This window comes from Cronobacter sp. JZ38, from assembly GCF_008932145.1.
In the GTDB taxonomy this organism is placed as follows: domain Bacteria; phylum Pseudomonadota; class Gammaproteobacteria; order Enterobacterales; family Enterobacteriaceae; genus Cronobacter; species Cronobacter muytjensii.
On sequence record NZ_CP017662.1, the window covers coordinates 2,454,039 to 2,475,520 of the forward strand.

Consider the following 21,482-nt stretch of genomic DNA (forward strand, 5'->3'; position numbering starts at 1 on the left):
CCTGTAAAACGTGTTGATTTCTCCCTGCTTCTATCAGGCTTTCTATACTGTTGGCCGGGAGGTTTTACATGCTAAGAATATTTCGATCGCTTTTTACCAGCCCGGAAAAGCTGGTTCATGCCGTTCATCCGGCACATATACAGGACGCTATTGACGAAGGGGAACGCATCATCATCGACGAGGACGGCAACGCCTCGGTGAATATTGAATGCCTTGCCGTACAGGAAGATTTCGCCCGTCACGTTGACATGCTGAAGAGGGCTTAAGATGGGCACGGCGATATTTATGGTACTGATGGTATGCGGCTACTGGTATACCAGCCGCGATCTCTCCACGCGCTTTAAGTTTATGCGCACCTCCGGGTGGGATGTCTATTTCCTGGTTGCCCTTTACGGCTGTATTTTCGTCCTCCAGGGCGTGCTCGCCACCGGGCTGTTGTGGCTGGCGCTGTTGGGCGTATCAAGCCTGTTGAATGCCTTCCCGGCGTGGTCCGGCAGCGACGATTATCACTACCAGATGGCGTTTATGAACTGGAGCTTTCTCGGCATCCAGGCGCCGGTCGTGATTATGCTCGGCTTCGCTATTCTCTTTTGCCTCTACCGCGCAAACTGGTCGCCGACGGCGAAGCTCGATAACAGCGGGCGTCGCACGCTTTACCGGACGCTATCGCGCGCTAATGGCATTGAGGGGCTGCTGTATGAATGTATGGAAGAGGGCGAGCTTATCTGGATAACCATGAAATCCCAGCGTGTGTATATCGGGATGATCCACAGCGCGACCTTTGACAGCACGCGCAGCGACATCAGTAATCTGGTGCTGATCCCGATGCTGAGCGGTTACCGCGACCGCGAGACGCTGGATTTGCGCGTCGAGCATAACTACAGCGCCTGGTATGACAGCCATGACATTACGCTCACTACGGGCGAGAAATCGGCGCTGGCGTACCGCAAGGTCATTTTACTCAATCAGATTGAGAGCCTGTCGCTGTTCGACCCGGCGCAGTCGCTGGCGCTCGGCATGCGCGACACATAGCGTAAAACGGCCCCGCCGGGGCTGTGTTACCCTGCCCGCCTTCGATAACAAAGGGTTATGCGTATGAATGACAATCGTGCCTTTATGGCGCCGGTGCCGCTGGAAAAGGCGTACCGGTTAATTAACCACGGGCCGACGGTGCTGGTTTCCGCCCGTCATGACGGCGTGGAGAACATAATGGCCGCCGCGTGGGCCTGCGGGCTCGATTTCGCGCCGCCGAAAGTCACGGTGGTGATTGATAAAATCGCCCGCACCCGCGAGCTGCTGGAGCGCAGCGGTACGTTTGTGCTTCAGGTGCCGACCGTCGCGCAGCGCGAAATGACGTACCAGCTGGGTACGCTGAGCCTGCATAACGAGCCGGAAAAGCTCAGGCTCGCCGGAGCGGAGCTGTTAGAGATGGAAGGCGTGGACGCGCCGCTGGTCGCGGGCTGTTCCGCATGGCTTGCCTGTAAGCTCATTCCCGAGCCGCATAACCAGCAGCAATACGATCTGTTCATCGGCCAGGTGACGGCCGCCTGGGCTGATACACGGGTATTTCGCGAAGGCCGCTGGCGCTTTGAGGATGCGCCTGCGGAACTGCGCAGCCTGCATCACGTTGCGGGCGGGCATTTCTATGCTATTGGCGAGGCGTTCGCGCGCCCCGACAGCGACATCTGACACCGGCCCTTTTCGCTTTAGTTCTTCTCAAAGCCAGCCTGCCTGGCTTTTTTATCGTCTTTACGACACGACGCCCCTTTGCTCTCTATTCGCCCTATTTCTTCCTGCAAGGCAAAATTCACGGCGCTGTCGTTACAGCAGAATGATTGGATCGTTTTAAGTATGTTGTAACTAATAAAGCGGTTTATCGTTCGTTTTAGCGTTATCGCGATCTTTTAGCGCGGTTTTGCGCGGTTTCTTCACAGGCGCACGCGCAGCGGCGGCCAGCCCCTCACGCGCCCAGCGCAGGAATTCGTTGTTATCTTCCAGCAGCTCCTCCGGCAACTGGTAATAACCGAGCGCTACCTCCTGTTGGCCACCGCTGCGGCGCGTGGTGAGATAAGTAAAAGGCGGGAACCCTACGGCGATAAAGCGTTCACGGTTCAGCGCATCGGCTTTGAGATAAAACTGTGCGTCGCTGTCCACCAGCGCGAACATCCTGCCGCCCTGAAACAGCGCCACACAGCCAAACATGCGGCGCGTCTCTACCGCGCCGAGCGGTGCCAGCTGATCTAGCAGAAACGTAAGGTATTCACGCGAAACCTTCATTGCCTTCCTCCGCCCGGTGTACGGGCAACACAAATTAAACGCAACGTCATGCCGGCCAGGATCGCTTACACGATCCTTTTAATCAAAAACGATCCTTAAACGTGACAGGGTTGCCCGCACTGCATGTGGTTGGATCTGATGCGATCCCCTCTCAGGATATTTTTTGTTCACTTTGCACATGTTATCCACAACCAGGCGAAGCCGCACAACAATATCTTTATGATAAATGACTAACCTTTTGATAAGCAAAGTGAAAAGCGCAGGCTTACCCGACCTCTTTATTCGCGCCGCGAATATTTGGTATGGATCACATTTTTTAATGACTTTTTATTTGCGTGAAAACAGTCAGTTACGCGCATTTCGACGTTGCCGACTTGCGAAGCGCGCAATGAATGCCAGAGTTAACAAGGACTTGATGATTACGCACAGCATTGTGCCAGACACTGAAAAGGAGGATGTATGAACCGTTTTCAAGAAAAAGTGGTGGTCGTGACGGGTGCAGGTTCAGGTATTGGCGCGGCGGCAGCGCGTCGGTTTGCCCGAGAAGGCGCAAGCGTTGTGCTGGTTGGCCGCACAAAAGAGAAGCTGGATAAAGTGGCGGCGACGCTCTCGCAAGGTAAGCATCTGGTAACGCCGTGTGACGTCTCCGATCCGGCCCAGGTTCAGGCGCTCGCCCAACGCGTGACCGACGAGTTTGGTCGGGTCGATGTGCTGGTGAATAACGCGGGCGTGATTGTTCAGGGCAAAATCCACGAGATTAAGCTTGAGGACTGGGAAACGCTGATGGGCACCGATCTCAATGGCGTTTTCTATTGCCTGCACGCCTTTATGCCGGGTCTGCTGAAGACCAAAGGCAACGTGATTAATATCTCGTCAGTGTCGGGGCTCGGCGGTGACTGGGGCATGAGCGTCTACAACGCGGCGAAAGGCGCGGTCACTAACTTTACCCGCTCGCTCGCGATGGACTATGGCGCGGATGGCGTGCGCGTGAATGCTATCTGTCCGGGCTTTACCTTTACCGAACTGACTGAAGATATGAAACAGGACGAGGCGCTGCTGCAAAAATTCTATGACCGCATCCCGATGCAGCGTGCGGGCGAGCCGGAAGATATCGCCGATGCCATTGCGTTTCTCGCAAGCGAAGACGCCCGTTATATCACCGGCGTCAATCTGCCGGTCGATGGCGGCCTGACGGCGTCAAACGGTCAGCCGAAACAGGCGTAAATAAACAGCGGGCCCTCAGGCCCGCTCTTTTCTTCGGTGCTGACATTATGGCGCAGTTACCGGTGCCAGACGCGCGCCTTGTTGTAACGACGCCATATCGATAACAAAACGATACTTCACGTCGCTCCTGAGCATCCTCTCCCACGCCTCATTGATTTCCTGAATGTTGATGACTTCCACATCCGCTGAAATCTGGTGCTTCGCGCAGAAGTCGAGCATCTCCTGCGTTTCCGCGATGCCGCCAATACACGAGCCTGCGATGGACCGCCGCCCGATGATCATCGGCACGGTACTTACCGGCGGCTCCATATCGCCCAGCAGGCCGACGAATACCAGCGTGCCGTCAATCTTCAGGGTGGCGAGATACGGATTGATGTCGTGCGCGTAAGGCACGGTGTCGATGATGAGATCAAAATGACCGGCCACCTGCGCCATCTGGCTCTCATCCTCTGACAGCACCACGTGGTGCGCGCCGAGCCTGCGGGCGTCCTGCTCTTTACCGGGCGAACGGGTAAACAGCGTCACTTCTGCACCCAGCGCATGGGCGAGCTTCAGCGCCATATGTCCGAGGCCGCCTAAGCCTGTCACCGCAACGCGACTCCCCTTACCGACCTTCCAGTGGCGCAGCGGCGACCAGGTGGTGATCCCGGCGCAGAGCAGCGGCGCGGCGCCTTTGATATCGAGCCCCTCCGGAATACGCAACACAAAGTCCTGCGAAGCGAGGATAATTTGCGAATAGCCGCCAAAGGTCAGTTCCCCGTCGTGGCGGTCGATACCGTTATAGGTCTGGATATTGCCTTCGAGACAGTATTGCTCAAGCCCCTCGCGGCACGGGTCGCAATGACGACAGGAATCGACCATACAGCCGATGCCCGCGAGATCGCCCGGTTTGAATTTCTTCACGTCGCTGCCTACGGCGGTAACGCGGCCAATAATTTCGTGGCCCGGCACGATGGGATACTGACTAAAGCCCCAGTCATTACGCGCCTGATGGAGATCGGAATGGCAGACGCCGCAGTAGAGGATCTCCAGCACCACATCATCGGGGCGCGGGGTGCGGCGGGTAAATTCAAAGGGAGCCAGCGGCGCCTCTGCGGTTTGCGCGGCATAGCCCAGCACTTTCATGGTCATCGTCATCTCCGGTTACGCGTATCAGCGGTGTTTATTTCTTATACAGCGCATCGGTGACTTTTGCCAGGCGTCGGGGCGTGTCGCAGGAATAACGGGGCGGAGGAAAAACGTCTAACTCATTGATAATGAATAAGCCGCTCCCCTCCCCCACCGCGGCGGATTATTCTGCTTTCGGAAAATCCACCACAGTATCGTTGACCCGGTTCACCATGTTGGTAAAGAGAATCGCGCTGATGGCGCTCAGGATCTCAATCATCTGGCGGTCGTCGAAACCGGCCTCGCGGAGCGCGGTGACGTCGCGTTCCGGCAACGTGCCACGTGTCGTGATGACGGTCTTCACAAAGTGCAGCAACGCGTCGATGTGCGTGTCCTGGGCGAACCGCCCGGCGCGGAGCGCTTGCACGTCTTCAGCGCTATAGCCCGCTTTTTTCGCCATCAGGGTATGTGCGGCGAGGCAATAATCACAGCCGGTGGTCTCGCTCACCACCAGATTGATGGCCTCAAGCTCGCGGGCACTCAGCGCGCCTTTTTTGAGCGCCATTGAGTGTTGCAGCGCCTGAGAGAGAATGTCCGGCGCGTTGCTGCCGATGGTGGCATAGGCGTTAGGGACTTTACCCATCGCGCTTTTCAGCGTATCGAACAGCTGGGCGGTTTTACCGGTGGCGGTGTCTGTCGCAATAGTGTGTAAACGGCTCATGATGCACTCCTTCGTCAATGGATACCCGTCTGCGGGCGTTGAGTGCATACTACGCCCGACGCCTGTCGCTATCTGCCCTCCGGCGTCCCGGGTTTTTGTCTTATCGTCTCAGGAGCTCTATGGACAGCCTCAGTCAGCTTATCGCCCTCCTCGCGCCGGAGAGTTCTGTCGATTTACACTGCCGTTTCGCCGGTCGCTGGCAGTCGGATCATGCGCAGCGCCCCGCGGGTCACATTCCCTGGCATGCGATCCTCGCAGGCAGCGCCAGGCTTGCGGTGAACGGCCAGGCTTTTGACGCCCAGGCCGGTGATATCTTTCTGCTGCCTCACGGCGCTGCGCACCGTCTGGAAAGTCATCAGCAGACAGGCGCACGCGCGCCCGTGTTACGGCGCGATAATGCGGTCGTCACAGAAGTGGTTACGGAAGGCGACGATACGCCACTTGTGATGCTGTGCGGCGAATTTCGCACCGGCGTTAGCGGCGGGCTGCTCTTTAGCGGGCAGCCTGCGGTACAACGTATCGCGACAGGCAGCAGAGATGACTGCCGCTCGCTGGCGGCGCTGTTAACCATGCTGTCAGATGAGAGCCTGAGCGGGCGTCCGGGCGCCGCCGCGATTGTGCGCGAGCTGTCGTCTACGCTGCTGACGCTGGTGCTGCGCGCATTGTTAAGCGAGGAAAACGGCGCGCCGGGAATGCTGCCGCTGCTGGCTGACAGGCGACTGGCGCCCGCGGTGAGCGCCGTGCTGACAAACCCGGAGCACCCCTGGACGCTCAAGAGCATGGCGGCGCGCTGTTTTCTCTCCCGCGCCACCTTTGCAAGACACTTTGCGGGCCGTTACCCGCTCACCCCTCAGGCCTGGCTGACGCAGGTGCGTATGGCGCGCGCCGCCCGGCTACTGGAGCGTGAACAGGACGCCATCGGGCGCGTGGCCGAGGCGTGCGGCTATCTGACGCAGGCCGCGTTCAGCAAAGCCTTTAAAAACGCCTGGGGCGTCACCCCCGGCCAGTTTCGCCAGCAGCACGCGGGCGTTTAAGGATTATCGTGACGCAGCTGCGCCATCATCGCGCAGAATTGGTCGCGCCCCACGCCGTGCACCGGATGATCGAAACGCAAGCCAAATGATTTTTGCAGGCAGTCATAAACCGCCGCGTCATCCGCCAGCGTTCGCCGTTCGCCGTTGACGGTCAGTTGCTGGTTCAGCAATTTTAACGGCGTCTGGCCTGGCGGATGCAGCGCCGCCAGCAGATGATGACGAAAGTGCGAGTCCGGCCAGTGGGCAATGAAATGGTTGGCCATCAGGTAATCGCCCGGATACTGACGCGCCTGGTCGAAGCGATAGAGCGCATGCCAGTCGTCGCCTTCTTCTTTCATGAGCAGAAATTCGCTCTGCTGGCTTTCGATGCGAAAGCGGCCTTCGGGGCCGGTGATTTCCGCGCCGTGCCTGAGCGGGATCGGCGCGCTGAGCGTCGCGCCGCCAAAGCCGACATCGGCAATCCAGGGGGCGTCATCAATCATCACCTGCACCAGCCGGTGGGTACGCGGCGGCATGTCGCTGGGCCCGGCAATTAATACCCGCGCCGCCAGCGCCTCTACCGCAAACCCGCATTCAGCCAGCGCGCGGGTAAAGAGCGCGTTCTGCTCAAAGCAATACCCGCCGCGGCCCGCCTCCACCAGCTTGGTAAAAATCGCGTCGTCGTCGAGCAGGATTTCGCGCCCTAACAGGACATCGAGGTTCTCGAACGCGATGGTGGCGGTGTGGCGCCGATGGAGCGCGTGTAATGTTTCAGCCGTCGGTTGTGGCTCGCCGGTAAAGCCGATACGGGAAAAGTAATCCTGTCTTCTGAAAGCCATGAGGTGTTCCTTATTCTGCGTCCTTACGTTATGCCTGTCTGAGAATAGACGCTTTCACGCCTGGCGGCGTGGCTTCTCGTAGCACAGCGCGTCTGGCTCTCTCCTCCCTGGCAGCATAAATAAAGTGATCACGCCTTAAACCGCCCTGACCTTAATTTACCGCCTCGCTTAAAATAAAATAACGCATTAATGACAGGTCAGGTAAACGGATTGTAAAAATAAAATGCAATTGCAATTATTTATTATTTGAAGTTATACATAGCGCGAAATGATGTACATATTTAAGCCTCAAGTGAATAATTATTATCCAGTTAATTTCACTTAGGATTACTCTCAAAAAACAGAATATCCCGAATTGCCGCTTCCGTTCAAAAATATCTGCTACGCTTTTTAGTGCGTATCAAATTTAATAAATTCTGTAGAGGACGCATAAAAAATTTCTTTACAGGCAACTGTTTTATTCCGGAAGAGGTGATTTATGACGACATACGAAGAAAATTATCATGACTGGCTGCGTGACGCCCATGCGATGGAGAAACAAGCGGAACAGATGCTGGAATCAATGGCTTCCCGTATCGAGCACTATCCGGATCTCAAAGCACGCATTGAGCAGCACATTGAAGAGACACGTCACCAGCTGCAACTGATTGATTCGGTTATTGAAAGAAATAACGTATCCAGCTCTGTCGTTAAAGACACCATGAGCAAAATGACGGCAATGGGCCAGGCCGTAGGCGGCATGTTCGCCTCGGACGAAGTGGTGAAAGGCGCTATCAGCGGCTACGTTTTCGAACAGTTCGAAATCGCCTGCTACACCTCGCTGATTGCCGCTGCAAAAGCGGTAGGCGACGAACAGGGTGTTGCGGTATTCCAGCAAATCCTTGAGCAGGAAATTGCAATGGCCGAATGGTGCCTGAATCATTTACCGGATGTTACTCAGCAATTCCTTAATCGTTCAGCGGCGCCTGGCGTAGAAGCGAAAAAATAAAAGTGATTTAACTTTGCCTGCCAGTTCGCTGGCAGGTTTGTATTGAGTGTTGTCGTGTAAACAGGAGAGCCTGATGTTCCGACATGTAAAACAACTGCAATATACGGTCCGCGTTGCGGAGCCGAACCCGGGGCTGGCAAATTTACTGCTGGAACAATTTGGGGGCCCGCAGGGCGAACTGGCTGCGGCCACCCGCTATTTCACCCAGGGGTTGGGTGATGAAGATCCGGCGCGTAAAGAAATGCTGATGGATATCGCCACAGAAGAACTGAGCCATCTTGAAATTATCGGTTCACTTGTGGGGATGCTCAACAAAGGCGCCAAAGGCGATCTGGCGGAAGCTACCGAAACCGAAGGCGAGCTGTATCGCTCCATTACCGGTGCCGGCAATGACAGCCACCTGACCCAGGTGCTGTACGGGGGCGGGCCGCCGCTGACCAACTCCGCAGGCGTACCCTGGACTGCGGCTTACATCGACACGATCGGCGAAATCACCGCGGATCTGCGTTCTAACATCGCAGCGGAAGCACGCGCGAAGATTATTTATGAGCGTCTGATTAACCTGACGGATGACCCGGGCGTGAAAGACGCGCTGGGCTTCCTGATGACCCGTGAAGTGGCGCATATGCTTTCGTTTGAGAAAGCGCTCTACTCTATCCGTAATAACTTCCCGCCGGGCAAACTGCCGCCGGTGGAACAGTACACGAATGTTTACTACAACATGTCCAAAGGTGACGACCTGCGCGGCAGCTGGAACAGCGACGAAAACTTTGAATACGTTGCCGATCCGCAGCCCGCAGTTAATGGAGGCGACGGTATGATTGATATCCAGCTTGGCCCCGATCAGCAGGCAAGCGTACTGAACATGGCGCAGCGTCTGCAGTCCGATCCGAGCATCAACCCGGTGACCGGCGCTGAGATGGGCGCTTCTGTGCCCCCGGTTGAGCGTCAGGCGAAAAAGCCGGGCGAGAAAAAATAAGCGATGATTAAACGAAAACCCTGCCACGGCAGGGTTTTTTTATGGCTTACATTTCGTAGCCAGGCTTGCGCGCCAGGGTATCAAGATGCGGCGCTATCTCTTTATCCCACACGGCTTCCTTCCACTGCTCCGGCTGCACTTCGTTAAGCGCCACTGACACCGCGCTTTCTTTGCTTTGCAGATGTTTCACGATGACCTGAGTTAACGCCTCGGCGAGCGCCTGCTGCTGGGGTTCGCTGAGATCGCGCGGGAAGAATTTCACATCAATATGCGGCATAACAGTTCCTTGGTGGAGTAAGCGTGGGTTGATAATGCCTGAAACCGCGCGCGCCGTTTACCCTTTTCTTGCCGCAACGGTCGCTGTCCAGGCTTTTTAGTGACAGTGTCACGTAATTTTTAGCATTTTTTGCCGCTTACGCGCCCGACAGAACGCGCCGGGTGTTGCTGCCGTCAGGTTTCGACTACTATCAGTTTCCTTAATCATGATAATAACAGACCTGCCCTAGCCGGTGATAAACCGGCCCGGCATTACATCAGGAAATGCTTATGAACCTTAATGACATTATTCGCACACGCCATACCAGCAAAGCCTATGACAACAGCCGTAAGCTCACTGCCGACCAGCAGCAGCAACTGCTGGATCTGCTGCGCTTTAGCCCTTCCTCAGTCAACTCCCAGCCGTGGCACTTCTTCGCGGTAACCAGCGACGAAGGCAAACAGCAGATCCTGCCCGCGCTGATGGAGGCCAACCAGGTCAAAGCGCAGAACGCCGCCATGACCGTGGTTTTCACCATTAAAGAAGAGCTGAACGAAGCGCACCTGCTGCAATTGCTGGAAAAAGAGCAGCAGGATGGCCGTTATGACAGCGAAGAAGCGCGCGCCGGCAACGATAAAGGCCGTCGCTACTTCGTGGGCCTGAATAGCGAAACCCCGGAGCAGCAGCGCGAGTGGATGACCCGTCAGGCGTATCTCGCCCTCGGCTTCCTGCTGCTGGGCGCGGCCGCGATGGGCCTCGACGCGACGCCGATTGAAGGCTTCCACCCGGAGAAAATGGACGAGGTGCTGGGACTTAAAGAAAAAGGCCTGAAGAGCGTCGTGGTGGCGACTATCGGCTATCGTAGCGACGCGGATTTCAACGCCACGCTGCCGAAATCCCGTCTCGATCAGGATGTGGTTATCACGAAGCTCTGATTCGCGATGCGTCATGCGAAGGCCGCCGCGGGCGGCCTTTTTTATGGCGTGCTATTTATCGAAATGCTCAACAATCTGATACGCCGCTTTTACGCGATCGTCATTCGGGAACCACTTGTTCGCGAGCATAATAAGCGCGATACGTTTTCCGGGGATAAACACCGCATAGGTCGAAAACCCGTTGGTGGAGCCGGTTTTGTTATACCAGGCGGCCTGTGGCGCTTGCTGCGGCGGCACGATGGCGGTCGCCGTGAGCCCTTTCATAATGCGCTGGCTGCTGTTGCCTTCCAGCAGCGTTGAGAGCGGCGAGGGCCACGGATAATACTCCCACATCAGTCCCTGCGTGAACTCGCCGCTGCGGTAGTAACCGTTATGCGTGGCATTCAGCGAAGCCCGCCAGCGCGGCGACACCTCGCGCTCGCCGAGCTGAATTTGCAGATAGCGCAGCAAATCGGCGCTGCTTGATTTCAGCCCGTAGGATTCGGCGTCCAGCGGGCCGGGCGTGACGCGCACCGGTTTGTCGTCTTTGTTATAACCCTGCGCGTAGTCGCGCATCGCAGCGGCAGGCACATTCACAAAGCTCTGTTTCATACCGAATTCCGCCAGCAGCCCCTGCTCCATCGCCTCGCTGAAAGGTTTATCAAGCGCCTTTGCGGTGATAAGCCCAAGCATCCCGATGCCGAGATTAGAGTAAACGCGTTCGGTGCCTGCCGGCTGTTTCGGCTGCCAGGCGCGATACCAGTCCATCAGTTGCGCCGTGGTTTTCACCTCATCCGGCACAAACAGCGGCATGCCGGAGGTGTGCGTGGCGAGGTTTTTCAGCGTCACGCCATCAAACGCGCTGCCTTTAAGCGTCGGCAGATAGCGACTGGCGGGCGCGCTGAAATCGAGTTTGCCCTCCTGCTGCGCGTAGCTTGCCAGCGCGGCGGTAAAGGTTTTACTGAGCGAGCCGATTTCAAACAGGGTGTGGTCATCCACCGGTTTGCGGGTCTCCTTCGACGCCACGCCATAATGCCAGAAATGCGTTTCGCCATTGACCGACACGGCCACCGCCATGCCGGGGATCTGGTATTGCGCTATCAGCGGTTTGACTACCGCATCCGGCGTCCAGTCGGTCGCGGCCTGCGCGCTCCCGCCCATCAACATCATCATTAACAGCACGCGTGCTTTGCTTTTCATCGGCTCTCCTCGCCATCAATGCCGCACAGAAAACGGCATTATCAGGGTTTTGCAGGACAAGACAAGACGGCTTTTTTGCGCACTCTGCGCACAACAACCCTGATGGCGTTATGGGCTAACAAGTTCTGGTTCACACCCTGACTGGTAGGCTTTGCGTAGCCCGGAATTTGGGGTTAGGATGCTGCGCCATGTTTTGTCTTATCCGCACAACATAATCACAGGAAAGACAGACATTTGCCGTACAAAAAACCAGCACAGGCAATCGTTTGGTTGGTTTACGGCGGGCGGTTATTTTGGCTCGTTCAGGTTCAGACAGGACTACAGGAAAACGAATGAAAACAACGAAGCAAAACGCGGCTGAGCATCGCGCCGCGAAACGACGCTGGTTGAACTCTCATGAAGAGGGTTATCACAAAGCGATGGGCAACCGTCAGGTGCAGATGATAGCTATCGGCGGCGCCATCGGTACGGGCCTGTTTTTGGGCGCGGGCGCGCGTCTGCAGGCGGCCGGGCCGTCGCTGGCGCTGGTCTATCTGGTGTGCGGTATCTTCTCTTTCTTCATCCTCCGCGCGCTGGGCGAGCTGGTGCTGCACCGTCCGTCGAGCGGCAGTTTTGTCTCATACGCCCGCGAGTTCCTCGGTGAAAAAGCCTCTTACGTGGCGGGCTGGATGTATTTCGTGAACTGGGCGATGACCGGGATCGTCGATATCACCGCCGTGGCGCTCTATATGCACTATTGGGGCGCGTTTGGTGACGTGCCGCAGTGGGTTTTCGCGCTTGGCGCGCTGGCGATTGTCGGTACCATGAACCTTATCGGCGTGAAGTGGTTTGCTGAAATGGAGTTCTGGTTCGCGCTGATTAAAGTGTTGGCCATCGTGGTGTTCCTGATTGTCGGCGTGGTGTTTCTCGGCACCGGTAAACCGCTCGACGGCAACGCCACGGGCTTTCATCTGATAACCGATAACGGCGGCCTCTTCCCGCATGGCCTGCTGCCTGCGTTAGTGCTGGTGCAGGGCGTGGTATTCGCCTTTGCGTCCATCGAGCTGGTTGGCACCGCGGCGGGCGAATGTAAAGATCCGCAGACGATGGTACCGAAAGCCATTAACAGCGTTATCTGGCGTATCGGCCTGTTCTATGTCGGCTCAGTGGTGCTGCTGGTGCTGCTGCTGCCGTGGAACGCCTACCAGGCGGGCCAGAGCCCGTTTGTGACCTTCTTCTCGAAGCTCGGCGTGCCTTATATCGGCGATATCATGAATATGGTGGTGCTGACTGCGGCGCTCTCCAGCCTCAACTCCGGTCTCTATTCTACTGGCCGTATCCTGCGCTCGATGTCGATGGGCGGCTCCGCGCCAAAGTTCATGTCGAAGATGAGCAAATCTCAGGTGCCGTTTGCGGGCATTCTGGTTACGGTGTGCGTCTATGTGGTCGGCGTATTCCTGAACTATCTGGTGCCGTCGCAGGTGTTTGAGATTGTCCTGAACGTCGCGTCGCTCGGTATTATCTCCTCCTGGGCGTTTATCGTGGTCTGCCAGATGCGCCTGCGCAAAGCCATCAAAGAAGGCAAGGCCGATGACGTGCCGTTTAAACTGCCGGGCGCGCCGTTTACCTCCTGGCTGACGCTGCTGTTCCTCGCCACCGTGCTGGTGCTGATGGCGTTCGACTACCCGAACGGCACCTTCACCATCGCCTCCATTCCGCTGATCGCCATTCTGCTGATCGCGGGCTGGTTCGGCGTGCGCAAGCGCGTGGAAGCAATCCACAGCACCGCGCCGCAACAGCATCAGGAGTAACCCCGCCTGCGTGAAAAGGAGCCGCCAGGCTCCTTTTTTTGTGCGTACTATTACTGGTAGGTTGTCCGAAACGCCGCGGCGCTTCACCCTATGGCGCAGCAAAACGTACACAAGGAACCGTTATGAAAGCCGCAACTCTGCGTGGTCTCGCACTGACTCCCCTCTGTTTCGCGCTCAGCGCCGCGGCCGTGATGCCCGAGCGAGCTTACTTCAACCATAAAGACTGGAGCATGGTTTGCGATAACACCGGCACCTGCCGCGTCGATGCCTATGAAGCCAGTGACGGCACCGGCGGCTCGCTGCTGCTGACCCGGGAGGCCGGGCCGAATACGCCGGTCACCGGCCAGATTCGTCTTGGCGACATGAATGACGACGATAAACCCTCACAGGGGCCGATGCGCCTTGCTATCGACGGTAAAGATCTCGGCACGCTCCCTGAAGAGCGCAAAGATGAGACCTGGCAGCTCAACGAGGCGCAGACCGCGGCCGTCATCAACGCCGTCAAAGGCCGCGGCAACGTGGTGTTTAAATCTGATAACCGCCGCTTCGCGCTCTCCGCTGCGGGCGCCAGCGCCGTATTGCTGAAAATGGACGACGTACAGGGCCGCGTCGGCACGCCGGGCGCCCTCATCAAAAAAGGGGATAAACCGGAAAGCGCCGTTCCCGCCGCCGTTCCGGCGCCTGTTATCCACGCCGCTGTGGTAAGCAAGGCGCAGCCTGTCACGCTCACCGGGGCAGCGCTCGCCACGCTGTTGCCGCGGCTTGAAGCCACAAAACTCGACGGCGACAGCTGCGACGGGCTGACCGATGAAACGCTGCGTAACGAGCCGGTGACCGTTACGCCGTTAAGCAACGGCAAGGCGCTGATTGCCGCGACCTGCTGGCGCGCGGCCTACAACGAGGGTAACGGCTACTGGGTGATTGATGAGGCGCTCAGAGGCAAACCGACGCTGATAACGCTTATCGCCAACGACTATGACCAGGGCGTTATCACCTCCGTTCAGCGCGGGCGCGGCATTGGCGACTGCATGAGCGGCGCAAGCTGGACCTGGAACGGCGACACCTTCGTACAGAGCGACGATTACAATACGGGTGAATGCCGTCTTATTCGCGCGGGCGGCACCTGGGAGATGCCGACGCTTGTGACGACGGTTATTCCGGCGAAATAGATAGATACGCCGCTGCCGCTACTCACCCGGCTCTGGAACCAGGCCTGGGCGCGCAAAACGCTGCTGGTCGTTGTGCTGCTCGCGCTCTGGGAAGGCGTGGCGCGCGTTCAGAATAACGATCTGATGCTGCCGGGGTTTGTGCAAACCCTGCGCGCTTTCAGTGAAGATATGCACAGCGGAGCGCTGCCCGATAAAGTGGTGAATTCGCTCGGTACGCTCTTAAAAGGCTATGCCCTGGGGAGCATACTGGCGCTGCTTTTCAGCGCGCTGGCTATCTCGACGCGGCCCGGACGTGACCTGCTCAGTACGCTCACCGCCATGTTCAACCCGCTGCCCGCCATCGCGCTGCTGCCGCTGGCGCTGCTCTGGTTCGGGCTGGGTCAGGGAAGCCTTATCTTGGTACTGGTGCACTCAGTGATGTGGCCAATTGCGCTCAATACCTGGGCCGGGTTTCAGGGCGTGCCGGAGACACTGCGCATGGCGGGTCGCAATTACGGGCTGAGCGGCCCGCGGCTGGTGGTGAATATCTTGATCCCGGCGGCGCTGCCCTCCATTATCTCGGGGCTGAAGATTGGCTGGGCGTTCGCCTGGCGCACGCTTATCGCCGCCGAGCTGGTATTCGGCGCCTCAAGCGGCGACGGCGGCCTCGGCTGGTATATCTTCCAGAACCGCAATGAACTCTTTACCGATCGGGTATTCGCGGGCCTCGCGACGGTGATTATCATCGGCTTACTGGTGGAAGGGCTGGTTTTCGCCACGCTGGAGAAAGCCACGGTGCGGCGCTGGGGTATGCAGCGCTAAAAAAGCCCCGCCTGATGCGGGGCGGTTGATTACAGCGCGATACGGATAACGTCATCCGGGCTGGTCGCTTCCTGCTGACGGCTGGAAGCCTGTTTGACGGTGACGTAAAGCGTTTTGCCATCCGGCGACAGCGCGAGGCTGTTCGGATGCACCGGCGTTTTAAAGGTTTTAGTGACAGCGTAACTTTTTGCATCAATTACGCTGACGCTGCCCGCCTCGCGGTGCGTCAGGTAAACTTCATTGCGCGCGGGGTTAAACAGCACGGCCAGCGCGTCCGGCGCGTCAATTTTCTTCAGCACTTCGCCGTTGCGGGTATCGACCACCAGCAGTTGCGGCTGTTGCGAGTCCGCCACAAAGGCACGGTGATTCGCCGCGTCCAGGCTCAGGTTAATAAAGAAATGCGCTTTCCCGTCATCGGCCAGTTTTTTGCGTGACAGTACCTGATGGGTCGCCGTGTCGATAGTAATAAATTCGCCGTCGGCGTTAGTGGTATAAAGGCGCTTCGCCGCCGCGTCCAGCGCCAGCCCGGCGCTGAATTTACCGAGCCCGGTGATGCTCGCGCGCTTTTGCAGCGTCTCGCCATCCACCACCCAGATTTCACTCTCTTTGCCGATCCCGCCGATATAAACGGTATTGGTGGTTTCATCCACCGCCAGTTCGCGTGGTTGCAGCGGCTTCACGCTTTCTGAGCGGGCGCGCCCGTCGAGCACCAGACGCCCTTTCACCTCGCCGGTTTTCGCATCGACCGCCGTTATCGCGCCGTTGACCGTATTGCCGAACCACAGCGTGTTGGTTTTCGTGTTAATGGTTGCGCCAAACGGTTTGAGATCGTTATGAATGACCTGCGTTATCTCAAGCGTCGCCGGGTCGAGACGGTAAATTACGCCGCCTTTATCCAGCTTGCGGCTCTGCGAGGTAGCGACGAACAGCGCCTGTTCCGCCGGGCTGTAGGCCATTTCATACGCGCCCTTGCCGACTGGCTTGCGCAGCATCTCCTCAGCGGCCTGGGTGGTAAATGTGGCGAACGTGCTGGCGAACAGCAGCGCGCCGAGCAGCGCGCGCGGCGTGGAAAGGTGACGTAACTGCATAAGAACTCCCTTTGAAACAAACAGAATGGGTTGCATCACATTGAATCCAAAAGCGTTGCCCGGCAGTGCCGTGGCGTTTTATTATGGATGAGAATAATAATCATTATTCAACCAAAGGGAAATCTTTTTACGGTGGGTAGAAACCGCAAGCGGCGTCTACACTTGCAGGGTTAACGCAACGTGCCGTTAAGTTTTTCAAAAATTTACATAACGCTTAACATTACGTCACAGATTTTATTCATTTTATGACTTCCGGGATTCAGTAAACCGCATGAAAATCTCCCGCGCTCGCTATGCGCCCTTCGCTTTTTTGCTGCCTGTCGCGCTCTCACCCGCACATGCCGCCATCAATGAACAAACCCTGATCGTCACCGCCGCCCCCGGCGGGATCTCTGAGCTGGACACGCCCGCCTCCGTCAGCGTGGTAAACGGCGAAACGCTCCGTCACGCCGCTCCCCAGATAAACCTGTCGGAAAACCTCGGCAGCGTGCCGGGGCTGCAAATCCAGAATCGTCAGAACTTCGCGCAGGATTTACAACTGTCGATGCGCGGATTCGGGTCGCGCTCCACGTACGGGGTGCGCGGTATTCGCATGTATGTCGATGGCATCCCGGCGACGATGCCGGACGGCCAGGGCTATACCTCAAACTTCGATTTAAACAGCATTGAGAGCGTTGACGTGCTGCGCGGCCCGTTCTCAGCGCTGTACGGCAATGCCTCGGGCGGCGTTATCAACGTGAAAACCGAAACCGGAGCGCAGCCGCCGAAAATCGAAGCGGGCACGTATTACGGCAGCTATGGCAGCGTACGCTACGGGCTGAAAGCCAGCGGCGCGACCGGCGACGGCACGCAGCCAGGCGATGTCGATTACACCGTTTCCACCACCCGTTTCACCACGCACGGCTACCGCGATCACAGCGGCGCGCGTAAAAATCTCGCTAACGCGAAGCTCGGCGTGCGCCTGGATGAGGCCAGCAAGCTGACGCTGCTGTTCAACAGCGTTGATATCAAAGCCAACGATCCGGGCGGCCTGACCCGCGATGAGTGGCATCAAAATCCGCGCCAGTCGCCGCGCGGCGATGAATTCAACACCCGAAAAACCACAAAGCAGACGCAGGCGGGCCTGCGTTACGAGCGCGCGCTGACGGAACAGGACGATCTGAGCGTGATGGCGTACGCGGGCGAGCGCGAAACCACGCAGTTCCAGTCATTCAAAGAGGGCTTTCAGGCCGCGCCCACCAACCCCGGCGGCGTTATCAGTCTCACCCGTCACTACCAGGGCATCGACAGCCGCTGGACGCACCGCGACGCGCTCGCAGGGCTGCCGGTGAGCGTCACGCTCGGCCTCGCCTATGAAAACATGAGCGAAGACCGCAAAGGCTATAAAAACTTCCGCCTGGTCAACGGCGCGCCGCAGTATGGCGAGAAAGGTGAGCTGCGCCGCAATGAGCGCAACCTGATGTGGAATGTCGATCCGTACCTGCAAACGTCATGGCAGCTCACCGACAAACTGAGCCTCGACGCGGGCGTGCGCTACAGCAACATCTGGTTCGACTCCAACGATTTTTATGTCGCGCCGGGCAATGGCGACGACAGCGGTGAGGCCAATTACCACAAGTGGCTGCCGGCAGGCTCGCTGAAATATGCGCTGACAGACGCCTGGAATGTTTACGCCTCATGGGGCCGCGGGTTTGAAACGCCAACCATCAACGAGCTCTCCTATCGCTCAGGTGGCCAGAGCGGTCTGAACTTCGCGCTTAAGCCGTCCACCAGCGACACCGTGGAAGTGGGCAGCAAAACCCGCATCGGCAACGGGCTTGTCACCGTGGCGCTGTTCCAGACCGACACCGATAACGAAATCGTGGTCGATCAGAGCGTCGGCAGCGGGCGTAGCAGCTATAAAAACGCCGGCAAAACCCGCCGTCAGGGCGTTGAGCTTGCGCTCGACCAGCAGTTTGGCGACGCCTGGAAGCTGAAAACCGCCTGGACCTACCTTGACGCCACCTACCGCGCCAATGTCTGCCGCACCGGCGACTGCAACGGCAACCGGATGCCGGGCATCGCGCGCAACATGGTTTACGCCTCGCTCGGTTATGAGCCGGAGAACGGCTGGTACGCGGGCGGCGACGTGCGCTACATGAGCAGCATCATGGCCAATGACGCCAACGATGCGAAAGTGCCGTCGTATACCACTGTCGGCCTCAACACGGGCTATAAATTCCAGCGCGGCAACTGGCTGCTGGACGTGTTTGGTCGCGTCGATAACCTGTTTGATAAATCCTATGTCGGGTCGGTCATCGTTAATGAATCCAACGCCCGCTACTACGAGCCCGCGCCGGGCCGCAATTATGGCGTGGGCGCGAGCCTGAGCTACCGCTTTGAATAACCCCGCCGGGCGGCCTCGCGCCGCCCGCTTTTTTTCATCGAAACGGCGCACATTTTTTAGTCATCTCCCCGTCCCGCCTATACTAAAGGCTGATTTCCGCTAAAAGGAGTCCGCTTATGAGCCGTCTGTGGCACCAGAACGCCGTCATCTACCAGATCGATCCTACCCGTTTTTTTGACAGCAACGCCGACGGCTGGGGAGACCTGCGCGGCATTGTTGAAAAGCTCGACTATGTCGAATCGCTTGGCGCGACCGCCATCTGGCTGACCCCGTTTTATCTCTCGCCGCGACGCGATAACGGTTATGACGTGGAAAACCATACGGAACCCGACCCGCGCATCGGCTCGCTGGAAGATGTCGAGTGGCTGATTGCCGAAGCGGGCAAACGCGATATCCGGGTGATTATCGAACTGGTGGCGCAACATACGTCCAATGAGCACAACTGGTTTCTGGAGGCGCGCAAGGGCCGCGACAGCCCGTTTCACGACTTCTATCTCTGGCGCGACACGCCGGGGCCGGATGAGCCTGCGCCGATGTTTCCTACCGTCGAGCCGCATATCTGGCGTTTTGATGAACAGGCGCAGCGCTACTATCGGCACCTCTTTTACCATCACGAACCAGATCTCAACCTGCGTCACCCGGATGTTATCCAGGCAGTCGATCACGTGCTGCGCTTCTGGGCTGATAAAGGTGTGGCTGGCTTTCGCGTCGACGCGGCCTCGCACATGGTGGAACAGGCGAGCCTGCCTGGCGACCGCGAGAGCGGCTACCGGCTCTTTAACCACTTCTACGATCTGCTGACCGCCGACCACCCGGATATGATCCTGCTTGGCGAAGTGGACGTGAACGTCTCAGAATTTGAAGATTTCTTCGGCGGCGGCGAGCGCCTCACCACGCTGCTGAACTTCTGGATAAACAAAAACACGATTCTGGCGCTGGCCCGCGAAGCGGCCGCGCCGCTGGTGAAAGCGCTCAACGAACTGCCCATGCCGCCTGCCAACGGCGGCTACTGTTTCTGGCTGCGCAACCATGACGAGCTGGACCTTGAAGATCTGGAGCCTGAAGATTACGACTTCGTGATGGAGAAATACGCCCCGGACCCGGATATGCGCATCTACGGGCGCGGTATCCGTCGCCGCCTGGCGCCGATGCTCGGCGGCGATGAGCGTCATCAGGCGATGGCGCATGCCCTGCTGTTTTCACTGCCGGGCACGCCAGTAGTGCGCTACGGCGCGGAAATCGGCATGGGGGATCTGCTTTCACAGCCGGAGCGGGAATCGGTACGCACGCCGATGCAGTGGCATGCCGGAACTGGTGCCGGGTTTTCGGCCTGCGATCCGGCGAGGTTTGTGGAGCCGCTCATCGCAGAGGGGCCGTTTCGCTATCAGGTGGTGAACGTTGAAGAACAAGAGGCGCGCGCGGACTCATTACTGCACCGTATCCGCGAGATTATCGCAGTCTGGCGCACCCTGCCGGAGATCTGCTATCAGCACTTTCACCCGTTCACGGTACGGGAAAAGAGCGTCTTCGCGGTACGCTACCAGAATCACAACGTCGCCACGCTGATGCTCACTAATCTGAGCCATGCGCCGGTGACGGTGGATTTAGGCGAGCTGGATTTAACGGACGCCCGCGAGATCCTGGCGGATGATGATTATCCGCCAGTCGCCTGCGAGCTTCGCATCAACGGTTACGGCTACCGCTGGCTGCGAATGCGCTAGTCCTTAACGGCGGCGGAACAGGCTTTTCAGTAACAGCCCGGCTACCGCCACCGCCGCCACGCCCATCACGCGCGAATCGACGGCCACGGCCTTGTTCTTCGCCTGGCTGTCAAATCGCCCGTGTGCCTGATGTCCATTGTCCAGCGGCTGGAACAGGTAATCGGGGCGTTGCGTCGGTTCGGCCTCGTCGGTCAGTTGCCCTTCCCAGGTTTTTGTCACGTAGCGGTCGAGAAGACCCGGGAAAAACATATTGCCGACAATCGACATGACCGTGTTTTTACCCAGCCACACTTCGCGCGGCGGACGGCGCGCCACGGCGGCATCATAAATCGCTTTCGCGGCCACTTCTGGCTGGTAGATAGGCTCAAGCGGCTGCATCCGGTGATGAAACTTATTACGCGCCCAGTTGAACTGCGTGGTGTTGATGGCGGGCAACTGCACCATCGACACCCGCACGCCGCTTTTCTGGTGCAGGAGCTCGCAGCGTAGCGAGTCGGTAAACGCGCGGATAGCCGCTTTCGCCCCGCAATAGGCCGACTGCAACGGAATCGAGCGCCATGCGAGCGCCGACCCTACCTGAATAATCGTGCCGCTGTCGCGTAACTGCATATAGCGCAGCGCGCTGCGGGTACCGTTTACCGCGCCGAGATAGGTCACCTCCGTGACGCGCCTGAACTCATCGAAACTGATATGTTCCACCGGCGCGAGCACGGTCGTCATGGCGCAATTGACCCACACCGCCATCGGCCCCAGCTCTTCCTCAATACGTTGCGCCGCGTTACTGACTTGCTGCGGGTCGGCCACGTCGGCACAGATGCCGAGCACGCGACCGCCGTAGCGCTTTAACTCTTCCGTGGTCTCCGCCACGCCCTGCTCTCCACGGGCAATGATCGCCACATCATAGCCAGAGGCCGCAAAGTAACTGGCTGTCGCGCGCCCGACTCCTGAACTGCCGCCGGTCACGACAGCAACAAAGGCGTTTTTTGTCATGTCGTTATCCTGATTTGCG

At 58.1% G+C, this 21,482-nt stretch carries 21 protein-coding genes; 13 read left to right on the forward strand and 8 right to left on the reverse strand.

The genetic code is table 11. From position 1 onward, the window contains the following. The first annotated feature begins 68 nt into the window (after positions 1–68). The 3 genes from BJP61_RS11640 (at position 69) to BJP61_RS11650 (ending at position 1,689) form a co-directional block, all read left to right on the forward strand. The gene (locus BJP61_RS11640; RefSeq protein ID WP_007710153.1) at positions 69–266 is read left to right on the forward strand and encodes a hypothetical protein; all 198 of its coding nucleotides are present in this window, start codon (positions 69–71) and stop codon (positions 264–266) included. Between the two features lies 1 nt (position 267). Then, entirely contained in the window at positions 268–1,032 is a 765-nt protein-coding gene (locus BJP61_RS11645) for a hypothetical protein (RefSeq protein ID WP_038863005.1), read from the forward strand. 63 nt (positions 1,033–1,095) lie between these two features. Continuing rightward, positions 1,096–1,689: a flavin reductase family protein gene (locus BJP61_RS11650; protein WP_171998382.1), complete on the forward strand. Its 594-nt coding sequence runs from the start codon at positions 1,096–1,098 to the stop codon at positions 1,687–1,689. A 171-nt stretch (positions 1,690–1,860) separates the two neighbouring features. On the opposite strand, the gene BJP61_RS11655 is transcribed toward BJP61_RS11650, so the two are convergent. Further along, positions 1,861–2,277: a TfoX/Sxy family protein gene (locus tag BJP61_RS11655; protein ID WP_171998383.1), complete on the reverse strand. Its 417-nt coding sequence runs from the start codon at positions 2,275–2,277 to the stop codon at positions 1,861–1,863. A gap of 459 nt (positions 2,278–2,736) precedes the next feature. Here BJP61_RS11655 and BJP61_RS11660 point away from each other — a divergent pair, with 459 nt between their 5' ends. Beyond that, positions 2,737–3,501, forward strand: a complete 765-nt coding sequence (locus BJP61_RS11660) for an SDR family oxidoreductase (RefSeq protein WP_038863010.1) — start codon at positions 2,737–2,739, stop codon at positions 3,499–3,501. Between the two features lie 45 nt (positions 3,502–3,546). On the opposite strand, the gene BJP61_RS11665 is transcribed toward BJP61_RS11660, so the two are convergent. After that, positions 3,547–4,632, reverse strand: coding sequence for an NAD(P)-dependent alcohol dehydrogenase (locus BJP61_RS11665; RefSeq protein WP_038863011.1), 1,086 nt, complete (start codon positions 4,630–4,632; stop codon positions 3,547–3,549). A gap of 160 nt (positions 4,633–4,792) precedes the next feature. Next, complete coding sequence (locus BJP61_RS11670; RefSeq protein ID WP_171998384.1) at positions 4,793–5,329, reverse strand: carboxymuconolactone decarboxylase family protein; 537 nt, start codon at positions 5,327–5,329, stop codon at positions 4,793–4,795. Positions 5,330–5,448: 119 nt separating this feature from the next. On the opposite strand from BJP61_RS11670, the gene BJP61_RS11675 reads away from it, so the two are divergent. Further along, on the forward strand, positions 5,449–6,363 hold the full coding sequence (locus BJP61_RS11675) for an AraC family transcriptional regulator (RefSeq protein ID WP_171998385.1): 915 nt from the start codon (positions 5,449–5,451) through the stop codon (positions 6,361–6,363). Here BJP61_RS11675 and BJP61_RS11680 read toward each other — a convergent pair. Then, entirely contained in the window at positions 6,360–7,181 is an 822-nt protein-coding gene (locus tag BJP61_RS11680; protein WP_171998386.1) for an arylamine N-acetyltransferase, read from the reverse strand. The genes BJP61_RS11675 and BJP61_RS11680 overlap by 4 nt on opposite strands. Before the next feature lie 478 nt (positions 7,182–7,659). Here BJP61_RS11680 and BJP61_RS11685 point away from each other — a divergent pair, with 478 nt between their 5' ends. Continuing rightward, on the forward strand, positions 7,660–8,169 hold the full coding sequence (locus tag BJP61_RS11685) for a ferritin-like domain-containing protein (protein WP_038863019.1): 510 nt from the start codon (positions 7,660–7,662) through the stop codon (positions 8,167–8,169). A 73-nt stretch (positions 8,170–8,242) separates the two neighbouring features. Beyond that, complete coding sequence (locus tag BJP61_RS11690; protein ID WP_075193092.1) at positions 8,243–9,148, forward strand: manganese catalase family protein; 906 nt, start codon at positions 8,243–8,245, stop codon at positions 9,146–9,148. Between the two features lie 46 nt (positions 9,149–9,194). Here the strand turns inward: BJP61_RS11690 and pptA are convergent, their stop codons facing one another. Continuing rightward, positions 9,195–9,425, reverse strand: a complete 231-nt coding sequence (gene pptA / locus BJP61_RS11695; RefSeq protein WP_038863021.1) for a tautomerase PptA — start codon at positions 9,423–9,425, stop codon at positions 9,195–9,197. A gap of 269 nt (positions 9,426–9,694) precedes the next feature. Between pptA and nfsB the strand changes: the two genes are divergently transcribed. Continuing rightward, entirely contained in the window at positions 9,695–10,339 is a 645-nt protein-coding gene (nfsB, locus tag BJP61_RS11700) for an oxygen-insensitive NAD(P)H nitroreductase (RefSeq protein WP_038863023.1), read from the forward strand. 51 nt (positions 10,340–10,390) lie between these two features. Here nfsB and ampC read toward each other — a convergent pair whose 3' ends face one another. Beyond that, positions 10,391–11,518, reverse strand: coding sequence for a class C beta-lactamase (ampC, locus tag BJP61_RS11705; protein ID WP_171998387.1), 1,128 nt, complete (start codon positions 11,516–11,518; stop codon positions 10,391–10,393). Between the two features lie 332 nt (positions 11,519–11,850). Between ampC and ansP the strand changes: the two genes are divergently transcribed. The 3 genes from ansP (at position 11,851) to BJP61_RS11720 (ending at position 15,278) form a co-directional block, all read left to right on the forward strand. Then, positions 11,851–13,308 (forward strand): L-asparagine permease, encoded by a 1,458-nt coding sequence (ansP, locus tag BJP61_RS11710; RefSeq protein ID WP_038863025.1) that lies wholly within the window; start codon positions 11,851–11,853, stop codon positions 13,306–13,308. Positions 13,309–13,430: 122 nt separating this feature from the next. Then, positions 13,431–14,477 carry a DUF1176 domain-containing protein gene (locus tag BJP61_RS11715; RefSeq protein WP_075192033.1) on the forward strand — a complete coding sequence of 349 codons (1,047 nt, stop codon included), beginning with the start codon at positions 13,431–13,433 and terminating at the stop codon, positions 14,475–14,477. Next, entirely contained in the window at positions 14,478–15,278 is an 801-nt protein-coding gene (locus BJP61_RS11720; RefSeq protein WP_171999305.1) for an ABC transporter permease, read from the forward strand. A 29-nt stretch (positions 15,279–15,307) separates the two neighbouring features. Here the strand turns inward: BJP61_RS11720 and BJP61_RS11725 are convergent, their stop codons facing one another. Beyond that, a complete protein-coding gene (locus BJP61_RS11725) occupies positions 15,308–16,366 on the reverse strand; it encodes a YncE family protein (RefSeq protein WP_171998388.1) in 1,059 nt (352 codons plus the stop codon). Positions 16,367–16,637: 271 nt separating this feature from the next. On the opposite strand from BJP61_RS11725, the gene pqqU reads away from it, so the two are divergent. Together pqqU and BJP61_RS11735 are read left to right on the forward strand one after the other, a co-directional pair. Next, positions 16,638–18,752, forward strand: a complete 2,115-nt coding sequence (gene pqqU, locus BJP61_RS11730; protein ID WP_171998389.1) for a TonB-dependent receptor PqqU — start codon at positions 16,638–16,640, stop codon at positions 18,750–18,752. 116 nt (positions 18,753–18,868) lie between these two features. Then, positions 18,869–20,473, forward strand: coding sequence for an alpha-amylase family protein (locus BJP61_RS11735; RefSeq protein WP_171998390.1), 1,605 nt, complete (start codon positions 18,869–18,871; stop codon positions 20,471–20,473). 3 nt (positions 20,474–20,476) lie between these two features. On the opposite strand, the gene BJP61_RS11740 is transcribed toward BJP61_RS11735, so the two are convergent. Beyond that, positions 20,477–21,463, reverse strand: coding sequence for an SDR family oxidoreductase (locus tag BJP61_RS11740; protein ID WP_161579612.1), 987 nt, complete (start codon positions 21,461–21,463; stop codon positions 20,477–20,479). Positions 21,464–21,482 lie beyond the last annotated feature (19 nt).